The organism is Lentzea waywayandensis (assembly GCF_900115955.1).
GTDB lineage: Bacteria > Actinomycetota > Actinomycetes > Mycobacteriales > Pseudonocardiaceae > Lentzea > Lentzea waywayandensis.
On record NZ_FOYL01000027.1, the window covers coordinates 1 to 19,717 of the forward strand.

The window sequence follows — 19,717 nt, forward strand, 5'->3', positions numbered from 1 at the left end:
GCCAAGTCCGGCCAGTTCTGCATCTGGCGATTCCCCGGACACCGCCACTGGTGGCTGGCGAACCCGTTCTCGCTGTCGGCCGAGCCTGACGGCCGCACGCTGCGGCTGACCGCCAAGGCCGTCGGCAAGGGCAGCGCGGGCCTGCGCACCCTGCGGCACGGGACGCGCGTGTTCGTCGAAGGTCCGTACGGGGCGTTCACCTCACTGCACCGAACCCGGCCGGGCGTGCTGCTGATCGCGGGCGGCGTCGGTGTCACCCCCATCCGAGCTCTGCTGCAGGAGCACGTCCCCGGCGACTTCGTCGTGCTCTACCGGGTGCGTGACGAGCGCGAGGCCGTGCTGCTGAACGAGTTGCGCCAACTCGTCGCGGCCCGCCGCGGCCGGCTGCACCTGCTCACCGGCCGGACCGGCCAGGGAGCCCGGCCGTTCGAACCGGGGGCCCTGCACCAGCTGGTGCCTGACATCGTGGCTCGCGACGTGTACGTCTGCGGTCCGCCCGCCATGACGGCGGCCGTGCTGAACGGACTGCGCCGGCTGAACGTGCCGAACGGTCAGGTCCACGCGGAGAAGTTCGGCTTGGCCTGACCATTCCGCATCGTTGTGCGACGGTGAGCGAGCCGGCGCGACAACGATGGCACGCAGGAGCACCCGGAACCCGCCGATGCGGTCCGCGGATCACCTTTCACGCGTCGGCCACAGCAGGTTCCTCGCATCTGCTGTCAGCTGGAAACCGCCGCGCCAGCTCAAATCAACACGCGCTCCCCCGAGGTGCTGCTGCAGACGAGCCGGGCCGATCGATCGCGGTCCGCGCTCAGCACTGAACTATGAGAACTGGACAGGCAGCGTGATAGAGAGCTGTCCTGGTGATCAGGGCGGCGCCCTGGTGTCCGCGTTCGAGCACCACGAGGTCGCTGTGCAGCGCCGCGAACGATTCGTGAGGCTGACGGCGGTCGAGGATGAAGTCGGCACTGAGATCGGGTGCGGCGTCGCGCAGGTACGCAGCGGCGCTGCTCACCACGCTGTCGTTGACGAGGTTCCCCTGTCCCGGTAACAGGGGGCGCAGGTGCACCACGCGTAGCTGTGCCCCTCGGACTCGGCATAGCGTGATCGCGCTGTCCAGAACGGCCACCTCGTGGCCCCGCCCGACCACCGCCGTGACCCATCCGTATTCGCCGCGAATGGCTTCCGGACGGCCCTGAACCAGCACCGTTGCAGATCGCGTCCTCGTGATCGCAGCCTGTATCAGTCTCCTTTTGAGACCGGCCGAGTCGCTGGTGTGCCCGCTGCCAGCGAGCACGAGAATGTCCTGCTCCGCTCCCGAGGTGGTCATGGTTCGGACCGGGTTGGTTCCGCCCAGCCGGAAGTGCGCGGTGAGCGTCGGCAGGCGCCGCAACACCCGGTGCAGAGTCTCGTCGCCGGCTAATGGGCCTGATCGTGCGGACATGTCGTAAACCTGCAGGTCCGTACACGTCGCCACGGCGTGACGCGCCGCCCACTCGAAGGCGTGGTAGCCAGCGGACGAGCCGTCAACCCCCACGACTACGGAACCTCGCAGCCGCGACGCGTCGACCTTCGCGACGGAGCGCTTTCGCCGTGGTACCTGGGTCACCGGTGCCTTGATCGTAGATTTGGCCACACGACCACCTCGCTCCGCCACCACGTCTCAACTGACGCAGTCTGCTCCATTCGGCGCACGATCGCCATGCCGCTGACACTCGGGTGCGCCTTTGTCCCTCGCACGCTGGAAGGGCTGGCGTTATCTCATAGGTCAGCAGCGCTGAGCCGGTGGCAGCACATACCCGCGCTGATGGTTGATGTCGCACAATTCCGCCCCAACGTGCGCAGTTCGACGCCCCGGACGGTCGTTACGCCATCGGAGCCGAACCTGACCGGTGCATCACACGTGTATCCGCACACGGGGAACCTCGAACAGTACGCAGTCGCGCGGCAAGTGAGGAGTCTGCGGTGGATCAACTCAAGGCAGCAGCAGGCCCTCAGGCTCCGCTTCACCGTGTGACGGACTGGCTGCACATCCCGGTCTGGCATGAAGCCAAGGCGTTGGTGCAACAGGCGGAGATCAAGACCGATCCACTGTGGACCGCGCCGCCCCTCGCCGCGCGCAAGCTACCACTGCTCCTGATCGGCGGGCTGTGCCGCATCGTGCAGCTGCTGGCGCATCTGCACGATCTGATGCACAGGTTGAACTTCCGCTGCCAGCCCGCTCCTATTCAGCTTGGCCTTGATTGCGGTGAAGTGATCGTGCAGCGTAGCGAGGACGTACTCGAGCGCCGTGTGAACACCACTGGGCAAGCCCGCGATCATCGGGCACAGCCGAGGCCGACAGATCAGCCGGGTACTCGCCCTGGTTCGGGGACTGATCACCCCGGGAAATCCGCTGACCCAGCAGCTCGGCGTCAACCCGTGGCTGTTCGCACAGCTGCCCGTGATCGCGATGGCCGGCTCGCTCGGCATGCCAGGTCTGATGCGCACATCGTGCGCATGGGGTTCCCCAGGCAGGTCCCGTTCGCCAGCGCCTGCTCACGCAGCGACAGAATCGTCGACTGGCGGAGCTGCGGTGACCTCGTCCCCGAAAGCCTCACAGCACTCGTCGACGAGCTGACGGGAATGCTGCGACAGCCACACGATCAGGAGCTCACCGCGAGTTGATCAGATCGACGGATCTCGTCAATAAGACTTTTCGGATTCTAGATCTTGCCGCCACTCCATTCGAACACCAATGAGCATTGGCCGGAACACGCGGCCACGAGCGCTGCCTAGGGATCAAATCGGAAGTGACGCGCAGTCACCCGGTTATCGACTGATGCACACCAGGCATTCGGGTTCCCGCGAGCCCACCACTAGCATTCCATTCTGCCGCTCACCTCCTACTGTGGGCGATTTCCAATCATGCCGGGAGACAAAACCGGTCCAATAGTGCACAACTCAGAGGGAAATAGGGCGACAGGTGCCTGCGGCACATCCGGGTTGTTGATCGTTTTCGTGTAACCGAAGTATCCCCAATGAAAGGATCTTCGGTTGATCAGCGACGTTGTGAAGAGATGGGCGACCGCAGCCACCACTGCCGCAGTGGTGCTGGCATCAGCGCATGCGGCCCATGCCGGCGACTACCAGCCTCAGGTCGATGTCGGCAAAGCGATGACCAGACTCATACGGGAACAGGTAGCACAGACCCAAGCCTACGTACGGGTTGCGACTGCGCGCTACCAAGTCTTGATTCTTGAGAGCAGACGCGCGGCACAGGCCGAAGCGGAACGCCAGGCCGCCGAGCAGGCACGTCAGGCCGCTGCCGCGGCAGAGGAGGCCAAAAAGCCGAAGTACGTGCGTCCCGCCGACGGTGTGTTCACATCCGGCTTCGGCGCCAGGTGGGGCACGACCCATTTCGGGATCGACATCGCGAACGCGATCGGAACGCCGATCAGATCCGCAGCCGATGGCGTTGTCGTGGAAGCAGGCCCTGCCAGCGGTTTCGGCCTGTGGATGCGGGTCCGGCACGCAGACGGCACGATCACCGTTTACGGACACGTCGACCGAATCCTGATCTCGGCCGGACGCGCGGTGAAAGCAGGCGAGCAGATCGCGACGATGGGAAATCGCGGCGAGTCGACCGGTCCACATCTGCATTTCGAGGTGTGGCTGGGAGGGTCCCGAAAGATCGACCCGCTTGGCTGGCTGAACGCCAACGGCGTCCGAGTCTGAAAAGACCTCGTGCGGCCGGATCCACGCCCACAGTCGGTCGATGGAACAGAGCTTTCAGTGACGCAGCGGCGGCATTCCCATCACGAGCTTGTTCGTCTGCGGTTTATCGTTGAAAGAGGGGCGCAAGCTCCAGCGGATCACCAGGACCGCAAAGGTTCCGGTGAAGTTGAGGCGGGCGATTGTGGTGCTGATGTCTGGCCAAGGTCAAGCGGTCCGTGACACCACCTTGTCGATGCAGGTCCGCGAGGACTACGCACGGGCCGCGATTCATGCATTCGGTGAACGATCCGGCAAGGTTGATACCGGCCATGCAGGAACACCGGGGAGACCGTGCACCGCGTCCTGTCCAGCACCCAAGAGGGTCGCAGGAAAGGCGTTGATCCCGCCTGAACAGGAGCCTCGGCTCCATGGAACATGTTCCCAGAGTGTGAGTGGAAAGGTGAGTCGCGGCGGGGCGGCCAAGGAGATCACCGTGACCTCACGGTGTTGCCATTGGTGGCGACTATCTCGGTGCGTCACGAGACGAGCACGGGCAGGAGTGTCATCGAACGCCGTGACAGTCACTGTCGTTCGTTGAGCCGAGTGGCGATCCCGCTCATCTGCGCCTCCGGCATCACGTTGATGAATCCCGCGTGATCTGTCGCCGGATGGCGCAACTCGCTGGGAAAGGTGTCGATCACGAACGGACGACCGTGCGGGATCTTGTAGCCGACAGCCACAACGAGACGTGGAATCGCAAAGGTCCGAACAGGACAGACCCCGTTCCCGAGCGGGAAAACCACGTGCGAGCGGTGCGAGGCACTGTCGACATTGGCCCCGTCCCAGCAACTGGGGAACTCGTAGACGCGCAGCGTCTGGTCGCCGTCGTCACAAAGCGGGTACTTCGTCGTGAAACGACCGGCGGTGTCGGAGCATCCCCATCTCGCTCGAGTATCAGCTCCAAAGCCGTTGGTGACTGCCTTCGCGTCTCCCGTCATCATCCTCAGGAACCGCGGCATGGGAACCACCTGTCCGGCAGGGCTTCCTTCGTAGCGAACTTCCACGCTGTCCGGCGGGAGAACCCCGGCAAGATTGCCGTCAGCACCGCCGCCCTCCGCGTGCATGTCGTGAGCGGCACCGTCCGTCAGCCTCAGCGCCGGCCAGGAGTAGCTGGACAGGTCACCTCTCTCACACGTGGTGGTGGAGGCGCTCAACGTGGCGTCGGTCGACATCGCGTCCGTCGACGTGTTGCCGACGTACTCGTGCATGTGGTGCGCAGCGGCCCGAACGCCCGGTGCGGCGACCGGGTTGTCCGGGTTGAGGTGACGTCGCTCATTGGTTCCGCAGCGCACCACGACGCTCGGTACGTTCACGGTCTGCTGGGTCGGCTCAAGCGTCGTAGCCGGCACGTAGTAGCCATCATCCTGAGCTTCGACCAGCATCGTGCCGAACGTGCCCGTGATGAGCGCCGCAAGCACCACGACCAGGACGGTCGTTGAGGATCTGACGCGTGAGCTCACACCTCAGTATTGGCAGCCAAGGCAATCGTTTGGCTGTCAGCTGCCTGGAATTACCAGCCAATGTGCGCGTTCGGTCCCCGGTGCCGGTTCCCCGCGGCTCAGGCGTTCTGGGTTGTCGCCGACGGTGACGAGGAGCGGCTCAGCGATGCCATCCCCGATGGGGAAGAGATATCAGGCAGACCGGTTGTGACGACCTTCCAGTCATACGATCACGGTTCGTCACGGACGCAGCATGAGTGGACAGTCCATCGTGAACACGGTGTTCGTTCCCCAACTCCACGGCCCACGTCGCGAATGTCCGACGGGCAAACTGCTGACGCCAAAAGGGCAAAGAGGCGTGCCGCCGTCACCGAGTTGTCCCTTCGCTGCGAAGGCGCCGCCCAGACTGGGGCGAGCACGGAATGGGGATCGATGGTGGCGTGGACTGAAGACGTGTTGCGGCAAAGACGGCAGGAGTTGATCGGATCAGGTGCTCTGGACGAAGCGGACCGCTTGCTCGAGGTCCTCGCGGTCACGGCTTTGACAGCGGAACTGATCGCCGCTCTTGACCGGGGTGACATCGTGGCGGCGTCCTTTCATGCCGGGAACCTCAGCAGACAGGTTCAGCGCTTGCGCCCGCTCTGACTCCACGCGGACCAGGATGGCGGCCGAGGTACGCCCTGACGATGCACGGACGTGGTCGGCGGGCAGCGGCACGGCCGGAGCCCGCCGCGTCGCGTGAGTCGGCATGTTCACCGACACTGTCGGGCACTCTGATCTCTGTGCATGACTCAAGGCCTCACGTAGCCAAGGGTCTGCTGCACCATCAGATGACGGTTTGTCATGACAAATACGTTTAGACTCTTCAGTCATGGAACTGGTTGGACGCGAACAGGATGTGCAGCGTGTACTCGCGTTCGTCGACAGCGCCGCGGCCCAGGGCGGCGCACTGCTGTTGTCCGGGGAGGCGGGCATCGGCAAGACCGCGCTGCTGGAGGTCGCTGCTGCACATGGCAGGCAGCAGGGCTTCCTTGTCCTGCATGCCACTGGATCCCAGTTCGAGGCGAGCCTGAGCTTCGCCGGTTTGCATCAAGTACTGCATCCTCTGCTGAATCACCTTCACGTCCTGCCTCCAACTCAAGTCCGGGCGTTGCGGGCAGCGGTTGGGCTCAGTGACGAGCGCGCGGAAGAACCGATCGTCATCGGACATGCTGCGTTGTCGTTGCTCGTGGACGCCTCAGAGTCCAGACCAGTACTGGTCGTCGTCGATGATCTGTCCTGGTTGGACAGACCGAGCGCCAGCGTCCTCGGCTTTGTGGCCCGGCGGATCTCCGGGAGCCGAGTTGTCTTCCTCGCCGCGACGCGCAGCGACGAGGTCGGCTTCTTCGATCAAGAGGAGTTGCCCGCCCACAATCTTCTACCGCTCGATGACGATGCGGCCGAAACCCTTCTGCAACAGCGCTTTCCCGCTATGGCAAAGTCCGTGCGCGGGCGGCTGCTGGGCGAAGCCCGCGGCAATCCTCTCGCTCTGCTGGAACTTCCAGTCGCTTTGACGGGCGAGCAGCGCGCAGCAGAGGCAGATCTGCCGGACGTACTGCCCATCACAAACAGACTTCAACGAGTTTTCGCACATCGAGTGCAGCAACTACCTCATGCCACGCGACGGTTACTGCTCGTAGCAGCACTCGATCGCACAGGCAACCCGACCAGGGTTCTAAGCTCGCCCAGTTTGGATCACCTCGCTCCTGCAGAACGAGCAGGACTTGTGCGCGTAGAACGGGGAAGGCTGTCATTCCGTCATCCGCTCACCCGCGCAGCAGTCGTGGACATCTCGACCTCAGAGGAACGGCGACAAGCGCACAACACGCTCGCCAGCCAACTCGTTGACCGTCCCGAACTGCGAGCATGGCACCTTGCCGAAGCCGCCACCGGCCCCGACGAAGAGGTTGCCCAACTGCTGGAATGGGCTGCACGCCAAAGCCTCGACCGCGGTGACTCGACCGGGGCGGTAGCCGGCTTGATTCGCGCCGCCGACCTCGGCGACAACGGCCCTGATCGCGCGAGACGACTCGCCATGGCTGCCTATCTCGGCGCAAACGTAGCCGGGCACCTTCGTGACGTGCCGAGGCTGTTGGCCGCAGCTCGCGTCGCCGACCCGACTGCCGCTGGATCCATGGAGCTCACCATCGCGGCCGCCCACCTGCTCCTCAACGGTGACGGCGATGTCGACACAGCACATCGGTTGCTGAGCAGTGCTATCGAAATCCTGCCCCGTCCCTACGATGCAACCGATCCCACCGTAGTCGAGGCCCTGCACACGCTGCTGCGACTGTGCTTCTTCGGCGGCCGCTCACAGCTTTGGACACCATTCGACATCGCACTCACCCATGTGGAGCCCACTGTCCCGTTGCTGCTGGCACTGCTGCGGGACACGTTCCGTGACCCCGCCCGAACCGCTCTGTCCGCCCTGGACCGCCTCGACGCCGCGATCGTTGATCTTGCGGTCGAGACCGATCAGGTCCACATCATCCGCGTCGCGATGGCGGCCGCTTACCTCGACCGCCTTGGCGGTTGCCGTGAAGCCTTGCGCCATGTCGTGCAGGATGGACGCTCGGGCGGCGCGGTCACGGCAGCCATCGAAGCCTTGTTCCTGTTGGCCAACCACGCATATCTGACTGGCGAATGGGATGAGGCTTGGCAACTCAGCCATGAGGGCTTGGAGCTCTGCCGTGTGAACGACTATCGCCTTCTGACGTGGCCTGGGTTGTACATCCAGGCGATGATCGCGGCAAGCCGTGGCTCGGAAAGCGCTCATTCCCTGGCGGACCAGATGGAGCGCTGGGCAGCGCCGCGTCGTGTCGGCGCAGTACAGGCGTACGTCGCCCATGTCAGGACGATGGTCGCGCTCGCTGCGGGTGATTTTCCGTCTGCGCTTCACCACGTCTGCCTTGTGAGTCCACCCGGAACTCTCGCCCCGCACGTGCCTTTTGCGTTGCGGACCGTGCTGGACCTCACGGAAGCTGCTGCTCGCGACGGCCAGATCGAACTGGCAGCGAGCCACGCAAGATGCGCTCAGAACGCCGGGCTACCTGGCCTGTCCCCGCGGCTGGCCATGATCACCGCCGGAGCTGCTGCCATGGCACAAGGCGAGCCCGTCTTGTTCGAGCAGGCCCTGGCGACGGAAGGTTCTGCCCGGTGGCCATTTGACCGAGCCCGCATCCAGTTCGCGTACGGAGAACGCCTCCTCCGCGCCAATGCTTTGACTGAGGCACGACTCCACCTGTCATCCGCATTGGACACCTTCATCCGGCTCCGTGCCGAACCGTGGGTCGCAAGAGTGCGCCACACACTGAGCACCGACTCGGATCGGGCAGCCTCGTTGTCGCCACAGCAAAGAGAGATCGCTGAGCTCGCCGCCAGCGGACTGAGCAACAAGGAGATCGCGGCACGGCTGTTCCTGTCCCCGCGGACCGTCAGCACGCACCTGTACCAGATCTTTCCCAAGCTGGGTGTGACCTCAAGAGCTGCGCTACGCGACGCGCTCTCGGTAAAACTGGAAGACCATCCGAGCTAGGTCCTGAACACCGGAATGAACCGCACATCCGGTGCTGCTGCCGAGAGCGTCCTCTTCGAAAATTGCAGTCGAATGAAATTCCAGGCTGCGGCAAGGACCCTTCGCGAGCACTAACAAATAGCGCGTAGCAGAGCTAGTAACGCACAGAACCACTCTCGACCTGAAACAGATTCAATTAACAGGCCTGGGTTGCCGCGATATGCGTGCAGCTTGCTCAGTTCACGTCGTAGGCCTGCGACCGATCTCAGGAACGAACGGCGTAGCTATCCAGAGACGAGGCGGCGATGTGGACGCCGTCAGCCGACGGTGGCACCGAAGAAGTCCACAACGGACTCCGACAACTCGGACGAAGCGCTCACCTGGCGGGTCGACGAGGCCGGCAAGCCGGCGAACAGCGAGTAGCATCGAGGTCTGGCCGGACGCCTCCAGTCAGGCATGATCTCGGCCAGCCTGTGCGTGGCCACTGTGCACACATCGCGCTCAACTCACGCAGGCACGTTTGAGCCGCCAGCACCTCGGGCTGGGCCGTCGGATCGCTCCACGACGGGCCACCGTCAACCGCCGTGGACTCGGCGTCCTTACCGCGTCCCACAGGGCCAGGCGGTGGGGACGTACGTCGCACAAACCGTCATCTGACGTATGCGGCCGCTGCATCGCGAACGTAGCTTTTCTGCCAAGAAATTCTGGCCTCTCTCAAGAAAGAAGCGGTCATGACTCTGTTGCAGAACATCGTATGGATACACGGCGGTTTGGTCGAAGGCTCCGGCCTGCAGGGGGTGCACGATCTGCTGACTGCGAACGGCTTCGACGTCACCGGCGTGCGGGTCCCGACCCAGTCGCCTGAGGACAGCGCGGCCTTCTGCTCTTCAACCGTGCCACGTTCACGCATTCGCTCGCCACGGATCTGCGGACGAAGAAGGCCGCCCCCATGGGGGGCTCTCACGTGCGATGGTGCGGCGGCGTAGTTAGCGGGTTGCACCGAGCTGGTACCCGCTCGCCACCGACGAGTGGACCATCGACGTCGCGCCAGTGGCGCCTGCTGCTCAGCGCGGTCCAGACAGAGCGTCGGTGGTGAACTGCCAGTCGACTCCGCGCTGATTCGCGTTGGTGGCGCGTTCCCAGGCGGCGAGTTCGGCGTTGAGGGTGTCGAGGTCGCCGATGCCGCGGTCAAGGCATTGCCGCGACAGTGTGGACGGTTCGATCTCAGCGATGTTGAGCCGGGACCCGCGTTCGGATGTGATGGATCTCCGGGCGCTGGGCCAGGGCGAAGGTCTCGTCGAGCGCGAAGGCTTCGCGGAGCGAGGTCCGGTTCATCGGCGGGCGAGCGAGGTCAAGATCGTGTACTCGGAGAAGTCCAGCCCTGACTAGCGCTTCAGCTGCGCGTCGACGCCGGCGTACAGGAGCAGAACTCGGCCAGCACCGGGCTCATGCGCCGGCACGCCGGCGTCGACCCTGTGACGTATTGGGACAGCGCGAGCATGTCGCGCTGTGAGTCGGTGTGAAGGTCCGCCGGGGTGTGGCCGGCGCCGAGCGGTGGCCCAGCAGTCGTGGGCACAGCGGGACGCCAGTGCTGCAGTTCTTCCCCTGCCCTTGTGCAACTGGTGTGCCCCAGCAGGTCAAGACCTGGATCGACGTAGCGATCGCCGGCGCGCCTTACCGGGATGAAGGGCTGCCCGACGGCAAAGCCGCCATCCTGCTGACCACGCGCGGCGGAAGTTACGGCCAGGGATCACCTCGTGCAGGCTAGGACCACGACACGGCATACCTGCGACGCGTCCTCGCGGACCGCTAGGGCGCCGACCTCACCGCTGTCGAACGCGAAATGAACCTGGCGGGCATCAATCCGGCGTTGGACCCGCTCTTTGAGACCGCCGACCTGCTCCACAAGTCCGCGAACGAGACCGCCACCGGCTGCCGTGTGATCGTTCGTCGACCGCCAGGCGCGGAACCGCCCGCGAGCATCCGACACACCGTCGGTGGCCACTGTGGACAGACAAGCCGCGAACAGACATTACTCTGCCCCAAAGGGACGAAGAGAAACATCCGAAGTGTCGAATACCGTCGACCTCCCCGGATGACGATGCCGTCCCGCGTCCGGGCTCGTAGGCTCGCCGTCATGCCGAGAACTCTTGTGGTCGACGACGACCCGATCGCGCAGGCAGCACTGGTGAGCACACTGGAAGAACTCGGACACGAGGTGCGCGCGGTATCCACAGCCAGCGCCGCGTTGTGCGCGGCGGGAGCCAGACAGCTGGACCTGGTTCTCTTCGACCTGGGCCTGCCAGAGATCGACGGCATGGCGGCGTTGCGCAAGCTGCGGAACCGCAGCGCCGTGCCAGTAATCGTGTCGACGGCACGCGCGGCCGAGGACTGGCTGCTCGCCGCGTTCGACGCCGGCGCGGACGACTACATCGTCAAACCGTACTCCCGCAGGCACTTGGCCGCCAGAGTCAATGCCCTGCTGCGTCGCTCCGGCAGGCGCCCGGTGACTGCCCAGAACGACGAAGAAGTGCTGATGGTGGGTGATGATCTCAAGGTGGACCTGGCCACCAGGACCGCGCGGCTGTGCGGGGCACCGTTGTCGTTGTCCAGGAGGGAGTTCGACCTGCTCGCATACCTCGCGACCAAGCAGGGAATCGTCGTCACGCGGCGGGAACTCGTCCGCAAAGTGTGGGAGCAGCCGCACACCGCAGACACGACGATCGCTGCGCACACCTCGTGGTTGCGTCGCAAGCTCGGCGAAACTGCCTCAGCGCCACGCTATCTGCACACTGTGCGCGGTGTTGGGCTGAAGCTCGTCGCCCCCTGACGCGGAAGCACTCCCGGCCGAACTCGTTCCACTGTGGACTACGAGGACACCGACGACGCGCTCTGCGTCTCCAACCCCTCCACGATGCCCCCGAACCAGCCGACGGACTTCGCCACCGGCTTCCCGGCAGCCCGGCCGTCCTGCTCGGTCATCTCGCGGATCACCGCCAGATACCACCGGATCACGCGCGACCACGTCGGCACCGATCTCGCGGCAAGGCACACCACACCTCCGGACGACGGCAGCGTTCCGAGGTGCTCGATCAGCTGATCCGCGATCCAGTTCAGGCAGACGGCCTCCTGGCAGGCGAGCACCCAGTCCGGTTCCCCGGCCCCGAGTTCGGCGCGCAGCAGAGCGAGCAACCGCCGATCGGTGGTGACGTCCTCGGGCGCCAACGCCGTGCCCACTAACCGATAGGAGCGCGCACGGTGGTCCAGAAGCCGGAGCAGGCTCTCCGCGTAGTCGCGCAGCACACCGATCTCGAACTCGTCGAAGTACCCGACGACGTCCTCGTCACAGCGGTCCCAGCAGATCATCGGTCGATTACAAACCGCTGTCGTGAGCTCCGCCCCCCAGCGCGACCACCATGACCCCTGATGCCCGAGAAGGCTGCCCAAACGTGCGGATTCCCCCGGCCATCACGGATGCCACCGAGCTTCTCCGAACATGAACGGGACAAGCACGACATACGACGTGGGCGAACACAGGCACGTCTCCACGAGCCGCGCACTCACCCCAATGCTCCTTTGTCAAGCTCTCCCCAGGATCCCTGCCCGTAAGTGCAGAGACCTAGCACCAGCGCCGCGAGCGCGACTACGACCGTCCCTCACCGTCTAATCTCGGCCCGATCACGGAACGGTTTATTTCACCTATTCGGAGAAATCTTGCCACCACGCGGTAGAATGCTCATCGCCTCAACCCTGGCGCTGTTCGTCACCTTGACCTCCAGTGGCTGCAGCCATTCCGAAAACCACTACCTCGGCCTGCTGGGCCGCAGCACCACGGGCCGCCTGAACATCGGAATCACCTTCGACCAGCCAGGACTCGGCCAGCGACTGGCCGACGACACCGTGCGCGGCTTCGACGTCGATGTGGCGAAGTACATCGCCAATGAATTGAACGTACCCGAACAGTCGATCACCTGGAAACAGGTGCTTCTCGCGAACCGCGAGGGTGCGATCGAGCGCGGCGAGGTCGACTTCGTCGCTGCCGCCTACTCCATCACGCCGTCGCGGCAACAACGCGTGGCGTTCGCCGGGCCGTACTACATCGCCGGCCAGGACCTGTTGGTGCGCCAGGACGAGAAGTCAATCAACGGGCCGGGCGACCTGGCGTCGCGGCGGCTCTGCAGCGTCACGGGCACGACGTCGAGCGAGCTGCTCCGCCGGCAGTACGCGTCGACCGTTCGGCTCGTCGAGTTTCCACGGTTCGACCTGTGCGTCACCGCGCTGTTGAACTCCCAGGTAGACGCCGTGACGACCGACGACCTGATTCTGGCCGGGTACTCGGCGAAGAATCCCGAACTGCTGCGGCTCGTCGGCCAGAAGTTCAGCGTGGAGCGCTACGGCATCGGGCTGCGCAAAGACGATGCCGATGGACGAAGGCGCGTCAACGAGGCGATCCAGAAGATGATCGCTTCAGGCGCCTGGAAAGCGGCACTGTCGAAGAACTTCCCCGACCCGGACTTCACACCGAGCCCCCCACCGCTCGCGGGCCGGAACTGAATCCCGATGTGAGGAGCTTTCCTTGTCCGAGCGCACCACCCGCGCGCAGCGCCTGCGGCCTCCGCTGATAGTCGCCTGCGCCTGCGCCGTGCTCATCCCAGCGGGCGTCGGTCTCGGCATCGTCGCGAGCCCACCGCGCTCTGGCGAACGCGCGCCTAGCGTGGTGCCGGCAAACAGCGGGCTCGGTGTGCCCAGCCTGGTTCCGGCGGAGACGACGTTCATCACGACGGATGTCGTTGTCTCGTCGGCGGAATCCGTTACGCCGAGCAAGAACCCCCCGCGTTCCACCACGACACGGACACCGTCATCCAGCCGCGGCACGCAGCCTTCAACACCTCGGCCGCCGTCCTCCACGCCCTCACCGGCAACCACCACACCGCCCTCCAGCGCCAGCACACCGCCGAGCAGTTCTTCTTCACCGACAAAGGAAAACCACGACGGCTGCGTCTCCTTCGCGTGCTGAGCCGCCGGTCGACGACCAGCCACCACTGGTCGGCAAAGCATTAGTGGCCACGGTTTCTGCCCCCTGAGTGCGGAAGCAAGCTCGCGAACTCGGACGGCTGGTTCAATCAAGAGTTCAAGCGATTCGTGGTCGCACATGGACATCAAGCGTGTCCTACGGACTGGGCGTCGACCTCGGCACGACCTAGCCGGTAACTCGGCGGAGTCCCAGGCGCACCTGTGCCCGCAGCGCGTTTCCGTTCACACAGAAGGCGTCTCGCCCACCCGACGCCTTTGCCGATCGGCGGCACCACGTGGTCACCCGCCGCGCTGATGGCGGCGCAACTGCGGGACGTCCTGGCCCTCGTGACGGCGACCAAGGGACACGCGCCGGACGTCATGGTGCTCACGTGCCCGGCGGTGTGGGGTCCTTACCGCCGTGAGCACTTCACGGAAGTGCTCCGACTGGCCGGTTGAAGAACGTCCGGATCGTCACCGAGCCTGAAGCAGCCTCGATGCATCACTCCGCCGAGCGCAGGCTCGGCGACGGCGAGACGGTCGGCGTGTATGACCTCGACGGTGGCACGTTCGACGCCAATGTGCTGTGGGCACGACCACACGGCATGGCGACCCTGGGGACTCCAGAAGGCGTGGAACGCCTGGGCGGCATCGACTTCGACAGCTCGCTGACGGCGTTCTCGACAGCAGGCTCGGCGGCGAGATCTCGCGGCTCGCCCCGAAGAGCCCTCAGCAGGCGAGGATGCCGAATGCGGTGCGCGAGCAGTACCGACAGGCCAAGGAGGACCTGTCCACGGAGACCGAGAACGTGCTGCGTAACGACCTGCTTGGCGGACGGCGCGAGATGATGGTGACCCGCGGCGAGTTCCAGGAAGCCATCGAGCAGTACGTCGCGCTCACCATCGAAGCGCTCACCCGGACGATCAACTCGGCAGGCCTGCGCCCGAAGAACCTGGCGAGCGTGCTGCTCGTCGGCGGATCATCAGGGATTCCCCTGGTGGCTCAGACGATGTCGGCCGTGTACGGCAAGCCGGTGCGGGTCGGGCTTCACCCCAAGCTCGCCGTCGCGACGATCGCCCGTGCCGCGGCGCAGGCGCCGACCTGCCAGAACATCCCTATCTTCGTCACGGTACCCGTTGGCCACGGCCGTAACCCGAACGGCGAGTGAACACGTCCGTGCGTGAGATGTGATGCCAGGCAGGTCCGCTTGGTTGTCGGCTTCAGGTGATGGTTGACGATTCGGATTCACTGCGGTTCTGTGATTCTGCGCCGCCATCGTGGACCGCCTCACGTACGGCGGCAACATCATCTAAACCGGCCTCAACTCCTAGCGGCTTGCTCAGACTCGCCTGCAGACCGAACGTGGCGGCACTGACGGTTTGTGTGCGTTGCGGTAACGTCATCGTTGTCTGAGGTGGACATCCAGGACACGCCGGGCGTGTGTGACACCCAGGTCTGCGCCGCCTTCGGGGAGCTGGACAGCGCCGTCAATGCCCCATCGGTTGGTGCGGTCCAGTTGTGCTACCAGTCGACCGCCTTCAAGCCAGTGCAGCGCCGAACGGGCCAACCGCAGCGACTCCGCTGCCACATTGCCGCTCATGCACCGTTGCAGGCTGTTCGCGCACCAGTCACCCCACTCCCAGCTGCTGGACAACCGATGCCGCATCGATGCCAGACGCATGGCCGGCACCCGTCCAGGCAGTGTGGGAACGTCGGCGACGAACATCGTCAACGCCAGCACCGAGTGAGTCACCCTGTACTCGAAACATGCCGGAGACAGACCTGGATCGGCGTATACGAGCAGGTCGCCAGCGACGTGGTCGGCGCATAACCAGCCGATCGGCACATCGAGATCGTTGTCGTTGGACATCTCAGTGGAAGGAATCACCGCACGCGCACCCGCCCTGCGCATTCGGATTCTCGATCGTGAACCCCTGCTTCTGCAGCGTGTCTACGAAATCGATCACCGCACCATCGAGGTAGAGGCCGCTCTTCTTGTCGACCAGCACAGCAACGCCGTCGAACCACAGAACCGACTCGCCGGCGCTGACCATGGCGGCGCGCTGAGCCGCCATCTCCTCGTCATCCGGCTCAGCGGCCCCCTCGTCGGCACGCTCGGCCAGATCCTTCGCTAACACCTTCGTGTACTGGTCATCGAAATACAGCTGATAACGCAGACCCGCGCACCCGCCCGACTCAACCCGGATCCGCAGAGCCAAGCCTGATGCCCCCTCGGCTGCCAACAGCTTGTCCACCTTGACAACAGCCGCCTCAGTCAACGACACCGCGTACTGGGGCGGCACCACTACGTCTTGCTGCATCTGAATCCCTTCCGCAAGCCAGCTTGTCTTAACCACGCGCAGCCGACCACGATCGGAGCGTCACCTACCCCCCTGCATACACGTAGATCAAGAGAGGAACGGCTCACCGAGCGGGCAGGCGACCCTTTTGACGGCAAACACTGCCCCAACCGCGCGGCAATTCACCAACGCCGGCTACTCCCACGGAGGCCAGACCGTTTAACACTGTGACGCCACTATCAAGGGCGCCAACGGTGTCGGTACGCGATGGGCCAAGGCCCACCCTTGACACCACCGTCACAGTGCCAACTGCGGCCAGGGTCGTGGAAGCGGGGGTGAAAGCCACCACCCCACCCAACTTCCGGACTTTGACCGCAGGAGCGCCGACCATGAACAACAACCACCGCCACCAGGCCCAGCCTGAACAGCTCGCCATCTGGGCCTCTAAGAGCTGGAGGCCCAGGCCGTCGCCGCGCGCAGCCGCCCGGCACCCAAGCCCGCACCCGTGGCCGTCCCCGCCGCCGAGTTCACACCCGATATCAAAGCACCGGTCGCCAAGATCGTGTTCCGGTCGGCGAGCACGCTGAAAGGCCCCTTGATCCCCGCACGGCGCGGAGAGCGAAGAGCCGTCCATGATCGACTCTTAGGCCGTGGGACGTTCAAAAGCGACCGTATGCAACCGAACCAGGTGCGACAGCGATTTGGTGGCCAGCGCAACGGGTTCATCTGATCACCACAGGTCTCCGGCTCGACCAGGGCATCCAGGTTCACGGCCAGTCCGGGTCCAAGACCTCAGCCCGTTGCGACCACCGCCAGGACCCCGGGACTGCTCGACCGCAAGCGGCTCGGGATCGTCGAGCTCGCCCCGGCTCGCCAGACCACATCCTGATCCGCCCCGGTGGCCTCGAAGACGATCCTCGCACCCCCGCCACCCAGCTCACAGGCTTCATTGCCAAGCTACAGCCGCTGCTGACGTTCGTTCAAATTAAGCCGGATCGCATCGAACGGCGGGGTGCAGACTCCATGGTGACCGGTATAGCGGAACCTATGACTCTCCACAGTCGATTGATTAATCGTTTCACTACGAGCCTAACGTGCGAGAATCGCGAAGTGCACCGATGAACATTCGCCACTGCAATCGGCACACTCCGGCTTCCCGCAGCGGTAGGTCTACATCTACTGCCAGGGGGAACAGTCGTAGCGTGTATAGCCCTTGCAGAGTTGGAACTGCCAAATATCGGCGCCGTAGCTATTGGTGCCTTCGTAGGAGGCCAGCCCTTCCACGCGGCCGGAGTAAAACCTCAACCAGACAGATGCGCCCCGGCCATCTTTGGTGCCGTCCCACACCCAAGCCCAGCTCTCCCAACCATCCCCCGGGTTATTATCGATTTGAGCTTGATCGCCCTTCCAGCTGATATACCTAATCCATTGGGAGGCCGATGCTGAAGGCGCGGCCACACCAACCGTTGCGATGACCAACATGAGCGCGCTCGCGACTCGAATCACGTTCTTGACGTTCAGTACAATCACTCTCCTCGTTCAAGTCCCAGCGAACGTCGGGACTTCCAATGGACCCTGACCAAATAGGTCAATGATTCAACGCCGGCAGCGTTACTTCGACACCCGACGGAAATACCGCCATGCGTATGACACAGGGCATACCATGAATACGTAGACCCGACGGCCGCGTCAAGTGTCTTCGCAAGTAATGTCCAACAGTGAACACGCTCTTGCCCTTTTTGCTCCCAGCGCGGTTGATGGATCATTGATGGCAACTTACAGCTGTGGAAGTAGACCTTCGCCGGGTGTTCTGATGGCGACAGGGAGTGACGCCGGATGGGATTTATGACTAGTGGTCACGAACGGGGATGGCCGATCAGATGGGGCAGGATGTTGTGGCATCCAGGGCAGGTCAGGACCGGGCATCGTCGTTCTCCGGGCAGTGATTTCAATGGGAAGCTCGGAGCAGTCAGACGAAACCTCGCGACAGCCATTTCGTCCGCAGGGTCCCAGCGAACACCTCGCTCACGGCGGCTCAGCTCGATCAAGCCATAGGCATGCTCCGACCTGGTCAGAGTTGTGACCGCGATACCCGCGAGCACCGGATGACGTGCGGGCGCCCACTTGTGCGGAGGTACGATGATCGTCGGCTTCATCAGCTTCAACCCGTCGAACATCGCCTCGATCTCGTGGCGCTGCCGCGGGCACACCGGACCACCGACGAGCTTCGTAGCAGCCGCATCGTCGTTGAAGCACACGAGCCAGACGCAACGCCCGCGAACATGCTGTACCGGGTCATCTGCTGCCGCGCAGCGCTGCAGCAGATGACCCTCGTCTGGAACCAGGTGCAAGAGCCCGACAGCGACCACGCCGGTGGGGCGGGTGCGCATCGAGCGAATTGGTGGAATGGCACATCTCGATCAGCCACGGAGCGTCACTCACGCTGCGGCACAACAAATAGCGGCGCTCCGTGCCCGCGGTGACGAGCCTCAGCCGTTCGATCATCTCAGGGGCCGTGGTCGACGTGGACCACCCGGACCATCGTCCCTGTCAGACCACCCAGGTCGTACGGCCTGCCCTCAGAGTCTGACCCCCCTCCAAGAACTGCGTGATCCCCCGGTCGACCATGAAACCGACCGCCTGCGCGCGAAAACCCGTTCCAACCGCAGCGCGCTTCGCGCCGCTGCGACAATGTCCTCGCCGGTATGTGCGGCCGCCATCCAACGCCCTTCCGGGAGCCATCGACGCCGACGTCAGCCACTGTGCTGTCAACACACCGTCGACGACCGAGCTGAGGTATCGGTAAGAACCGACGCCACCGCCGGCTCTGCACAACTTCTTCAGGCCCCACCCCTCCGGTGAAGCACGAACTCGCGCTCTCAGCGTGGACGGGCGGGACACGTCGGCCCACAGTTCGGATGAACCGCGACGCGTAAGGACATAAGCGGTGCACCTGCGGAACACCGCTCTCGGTTGAGGATCTGCGACCTGCACGGAGTTGATAACCGTCAGGGCGCATCCGCCGCCCGAAAGGCCGAAGGTACCCCCGATTCCCTTACGTCGTAACGTTTTCCGCGAACACGTCACCGATCAGCCGGATCGATGCCGGCCCGCCAGGGTTGAACAGCACGTCCACGTCGTACTCCTGCAGCAGCTCACCCAGTTCCGCCGCAGTGACCTCGGCTCGCCAGTTGCCGGTCCGCACACGGAACCGCTGCGCCGGCGCCGTCGACACCAGCAGCGACGGCACGTCGTCCGGCGACGGCGCGATGATCGGCCGCCCGTCCTCGTCCAGCGCCACGTCGAACACACTCTCCCTGATCACCGCGAACAACGCGTCCGAATCAACCTCCCCGCGCATCAACAACTGCAACGTCGCATCCACCGGATCCGTCGGCGACCCCGGCTCGGACGGCCGGTAATCGGGATTCGCGCGGAACCTCCCCATCGCACCATCACCGGTGACCAACCAACCCCCGACAACCGCCTCCAACGGCGGGCCCTCGAACTCGGCATTCCCGGCGTCGTCACCCGAGTCGGGTGCGGCAGGCTCGGGGGCCTGCCAGGCGGGGTCGATCAGGAACACCCACTGGTCATCGCCTGGCGTGGTCATGTCTCATCCTTATCGTCGATCCCCTGGTGCGGAAGCTACAACC

General features: G+C 64.4%; 18 protein-coding genes and 1 pseudogene. 10 read left to right on the top strand and 9 right to left on the bottom strand.

Going from position 1 to position 19,717, the window contains the following annotated elements; all coding sequences use genetic code 11:
- Positions 1-585: pseudogene (locus BM417_RS45945) on the top strand (oxidoreductase); the annotation flags it as partial.
- A 226-nt stretch (positions 586-811) separates the two neighbouring features.
- On the opposite strand, the gene BM417_RS45950 reads toward BM417_RS45945, so the two are convergent.
- Positions 812-1,636 (bottom strand): hypothetical protein, encoded by an 825-nt coding sequence (locus tag BM417_RS45950; RefSeq protein ID WP_143139108.1) that lies wholly within the window; start codon positions 1,634-1,636, stop codon positions 812-814.
- Between the two features lie 329 nt (positions 1,637-1,965).
- Here BM417_RS45950 and BM417_RS47400 point away from each other — a divergent pair, with 329 nt between their 5' ends.
- Both BM417_RS47400 and BM417_RS45960 read left to right on the top strand, forming a co-directional pair.
- Entirely contained in the window at positions 1,966-2,667 is a 702-nt protein-coding gene (locus tag BM417_RS47400; protein ID WP_143139109.1) for a hypothetical protein, read from the top strand.
- A gap of 369 nt (positions 2,668-3,036) precedes the next feature.
- Positions 3,037-3,717 carry a M23 family metallopeptidase gene (locus BM417_RS45960; RefSeq protein ID WP_245822880.1) on the top strand — a complete coding sequence of 227 codons (681 nt, stop codon included), beginning with the start codon at positions 3,037-3,039 and terminating at the stop codon, positions 3,715-3,717.
- A gap of 560 nt (positions 3,718-4,277) precedes the next feature.
- On the opposite strand, the gene BM417_RS45970 is transcribed toward BM417_RS45960, so the two are convergent.
- Entirely contained in the window at positions 4,278-5,177 is a 900-nt protein-coding gene (locus tag BM417_RS45970; protein WP_093606434.1) for a DUF1996 domain-containing protein, read from the bottom strand.
- A 504-nt stretch (positions 5,178-5,681) separates the two neighbouring features.
- A complete protein-coding gene (locus tag BM417_RS47405; RefSeq protein ID WP_143139110.1) occupies positions 5,682-5,957 on the bottom strand; it encodes a hypothetical protein in 276 nt (91 codons plus the stop codon).
- Positions 5,958-6,066: 109 nt separating this feature from the next.
- Between BM417_RS47405 and BM417_RS45980 the strand changes: the two genes are divergently transcribed.
- From BM417_RS45980 to BM417_RS45990, 3 genes are all read left to right on the top strand, one after another.
- On the top strand, positions 6,067-8,769 hold the full coding sequence (locus tag BM417_RS45980) for an ATP-binding protein (protein WP_093606436.1): 2,703 nt from the start codon (positions 6,067-6,069) through the stop codon (positions 8,767-8,769).
- A 1,209-nt stretch (positions 8,770-9,978) separates the two neighbouring features.
- Positions 9,979-10,137, top strand: a complete 159-nt coding sequence (locus BM417_RS48370) for a hypothetical protein (protein WP_177320992.1) — start codon at positions 9,979-9,981, stop codon at positions 10,135-10,137.
- Positions 10,138-10,885: 748 nt separating this feature from the next.
- Positions 10,886-11,578, top strand: a complete 693-nt coding sequence (locus tag BM417_RS45990; protein WP_093606437.1) for a response regulator transcription factor — start codon at positions 10,886-10,888, stop codon at positions 11,576-11,578.
- 38 nt (positions 11,579-11,616) lie between these two features.
- Here the strand turns inward: BM417_RS45990 and BM417_RS45995 are convergent, their stop codons facing one another.
- A complete protein-coding gene (locus tag BM417_RS45995; protein ID WP_093606438.1) occupies positions 11,617-12,114 on the bottom strand; it encodes a hypothetical protein in 498 nt (165 codons plus the stop codon).
- Positions 12,115-12,357: 243 nt separating this feature from the next.
- Here BM417_RS45995 and BM417_RS46000 point away from each other — a divergent pair, with 243 nt between their 5' ends.
- From BM417_RS46000 to BM417_RS50045, 4 genes are all read left to right on the top strand, one after another.
- Complete coding sequence (locus BM417_RS46000) at positions 12,358-13,302, top strand: glutamate ABC transporter substrate-binding protein (RefSeq protein WP_245822882.1); 945 nt, start codon at positions 12,358-12,360, stop codon at positions 13,300-13,302.
- Between the two features lie 681 nt (positions 13,303-13,983).
- Complete coding sequence (locus BM417_RS46005) at positions 13,984-14,220, top strand: hypothetical protein (RefSeq protein ID WP_143139111.1); 237 nt, start codon at positions 13,984-13,986, stop codon at positions 14,218-14,220.
- A gap of 38 nt (positions 14,221-14,258) precedes the next feature.
- Complete coding sequence (locus BM417_RS50440) at positions 14,259-14,609, top strand: hypothetical protein (protein ID WP_143139112.1); 351 nt, start codon at positions 14,259-14,261, stop codon at positions 14,607-14,609.
- Positions 14,504-14,929 carry an Hsp70 family protein gene (locus BM417_RS50045; RefSeq protein ID WP_093606441.1) on the top strand — a complete coding sequence of 142 codons (426 nt, stop codon included), beginning with the start codon at positions 14,504-14,506 and terminating at the stop codon, positions 14,927-14,929. The genes BM417_RS50440 and BM417_RS50045 overlap by 106 nt, the downstream gene beginning before the upstream one ends.
- A gap of 231 nt (positions 14,930-15,160) precedes the next feature.
- On the opposite strand, the gene BM417_RS47415 is transcribed toward BM417_RS50045, so the two are convergent.
- From BM417_RS47415 to BM417_RS46020, 5 genes are all read right to left on the bottom strand, one after another.
- A complete protein-coding gene (locus BM417_RS47415) occupies positions 15,161-15,631 on the bottom strand; it encodes a hypothetical protein (RefSeq protein ID WP_143139113.1) in 471 nt (156 codons plus the stop codon).
- 1 nt (position 15,632) lies between these two features.
- Positions 15,633-16,082 carry a HesB/IscA family protein gene (locus BM417_RS46015; protein ID WP_093606442.1) on the bottom strand — a complete coding sequence of 150 codons (450 nt, stop codon included), beginning with the start codon at positions 16,080-16,082 and terminating at the stop codon, positions 15,633-15,635.
- Positions 16,083-17,237: 1,155 nt separating this feature from the next.
- On the bottom strand, positions 17,238-17,591 hold the full coding sequence (locus BM417_RS47420; RefSeq protein ID WP_143139114.1) for a hypothetical protein: 354 nt from the start codon (positions 17,589-17,591) through the stop codon (positions 17,238-17,240).
- A 326-nt stretch (positions 17,592-17,917) separates the two neighbouring features.
- Positions 17,918-18,451, bottom strand: coding sequence for a class I SAM-dependent methyltransferase (locus BM417_RS47425; protein ID WP_143139115.1), 534 nt, complete (start codon positions 18,449-18,451; stop codon positions 17,918-17,920).
- Positions 18,452-19,116: 665 nt separating this feature from the next.
- Complete coding sequence (locus tag BM417_RS46020) at positions 19,117-19,674, bottom strand: type VII secretion system-associated protein (RefSeq protein ID WP_093606443.1); 558 nt, start codon at positions 19,672-19,674, stop codon at positions 19,117-19,119.
- Between the last annotated feature and the right edge of the window lie 43 nt (positions 19,675-19,717).

Bases quoted from the DNA above. Each gene is read 5' to 3' on its own strand.
- BM417_RS45995 (WP_093606438.1), bottom strand. From the start codon at position 12,114: ATGATCTGCTGGGACCGCTGTGACGAGGACGTCGTCGGGTACTTCGAC.
- BM417_RS47415 (WP_143139113.1), bottom strand. From the start codon at position 15,631: ATGTCCAACGACAACGATCTCGATGTGCCGATCGGCTGGTTATGCGCC.
- BM417_RS50440 (WP_143139112.1), top strand. From the start codon at position 14,259: ATGCATCACTCCGCCGAGCGCAGGCTCGGCGACGGCGAGACGGTCGGC.
- BM417_RS47425 (WP_143139115.1), bottom strand. From the start codon at position 18,451: ATGCGCACCCGCCCCACCGGCGTGGTCGCTGTCGGGCTCTTGCACCTG.
- BM417_RS45990 (WP_093606437.1), top strand. From the start codon at position 10,886: ATGCCGAGAACTCTTGTGGTCGACGACGACCCGATCGCGCAGGCAGCA.
- BM417_RS48370 (WP_177320992.1), top strand. From the start codon at position 9,979: ATGTTGAGCCGGGACCCGCGTTCGGATGTGATGGATCTCCGGGCGCTG.
- BM417_RS46020 (WP_093606443.1), bottom strand. From the start codon at position 19,674: ATGACCACGCCAGGCGATGACCAGTGGGTGTTCCTGATCGACCCCGCC.
- BM417_RS50045 (WP_093606441.1), top strand. From the start codon at position 14,504: ATGCCGAATGCGGTGCGCGAGCAGTACCGACAGGCCAAGGAGGACCTG.
- BM417_RS45980 (WP_093606436.1), top strand. From the start codon at position 6,067: ATGGAACTGGTTGGACGCGAACAGGATGTGCAGCGTGTACTCGCGTTC.
- BM417_RS46015 (WP_093606442.1), bottom strand. From the start codon at position 16,082: ATGCAGCAAGACGTAGTGGTGCCGCCCCAGTACGCGGTGTCGTTGACT.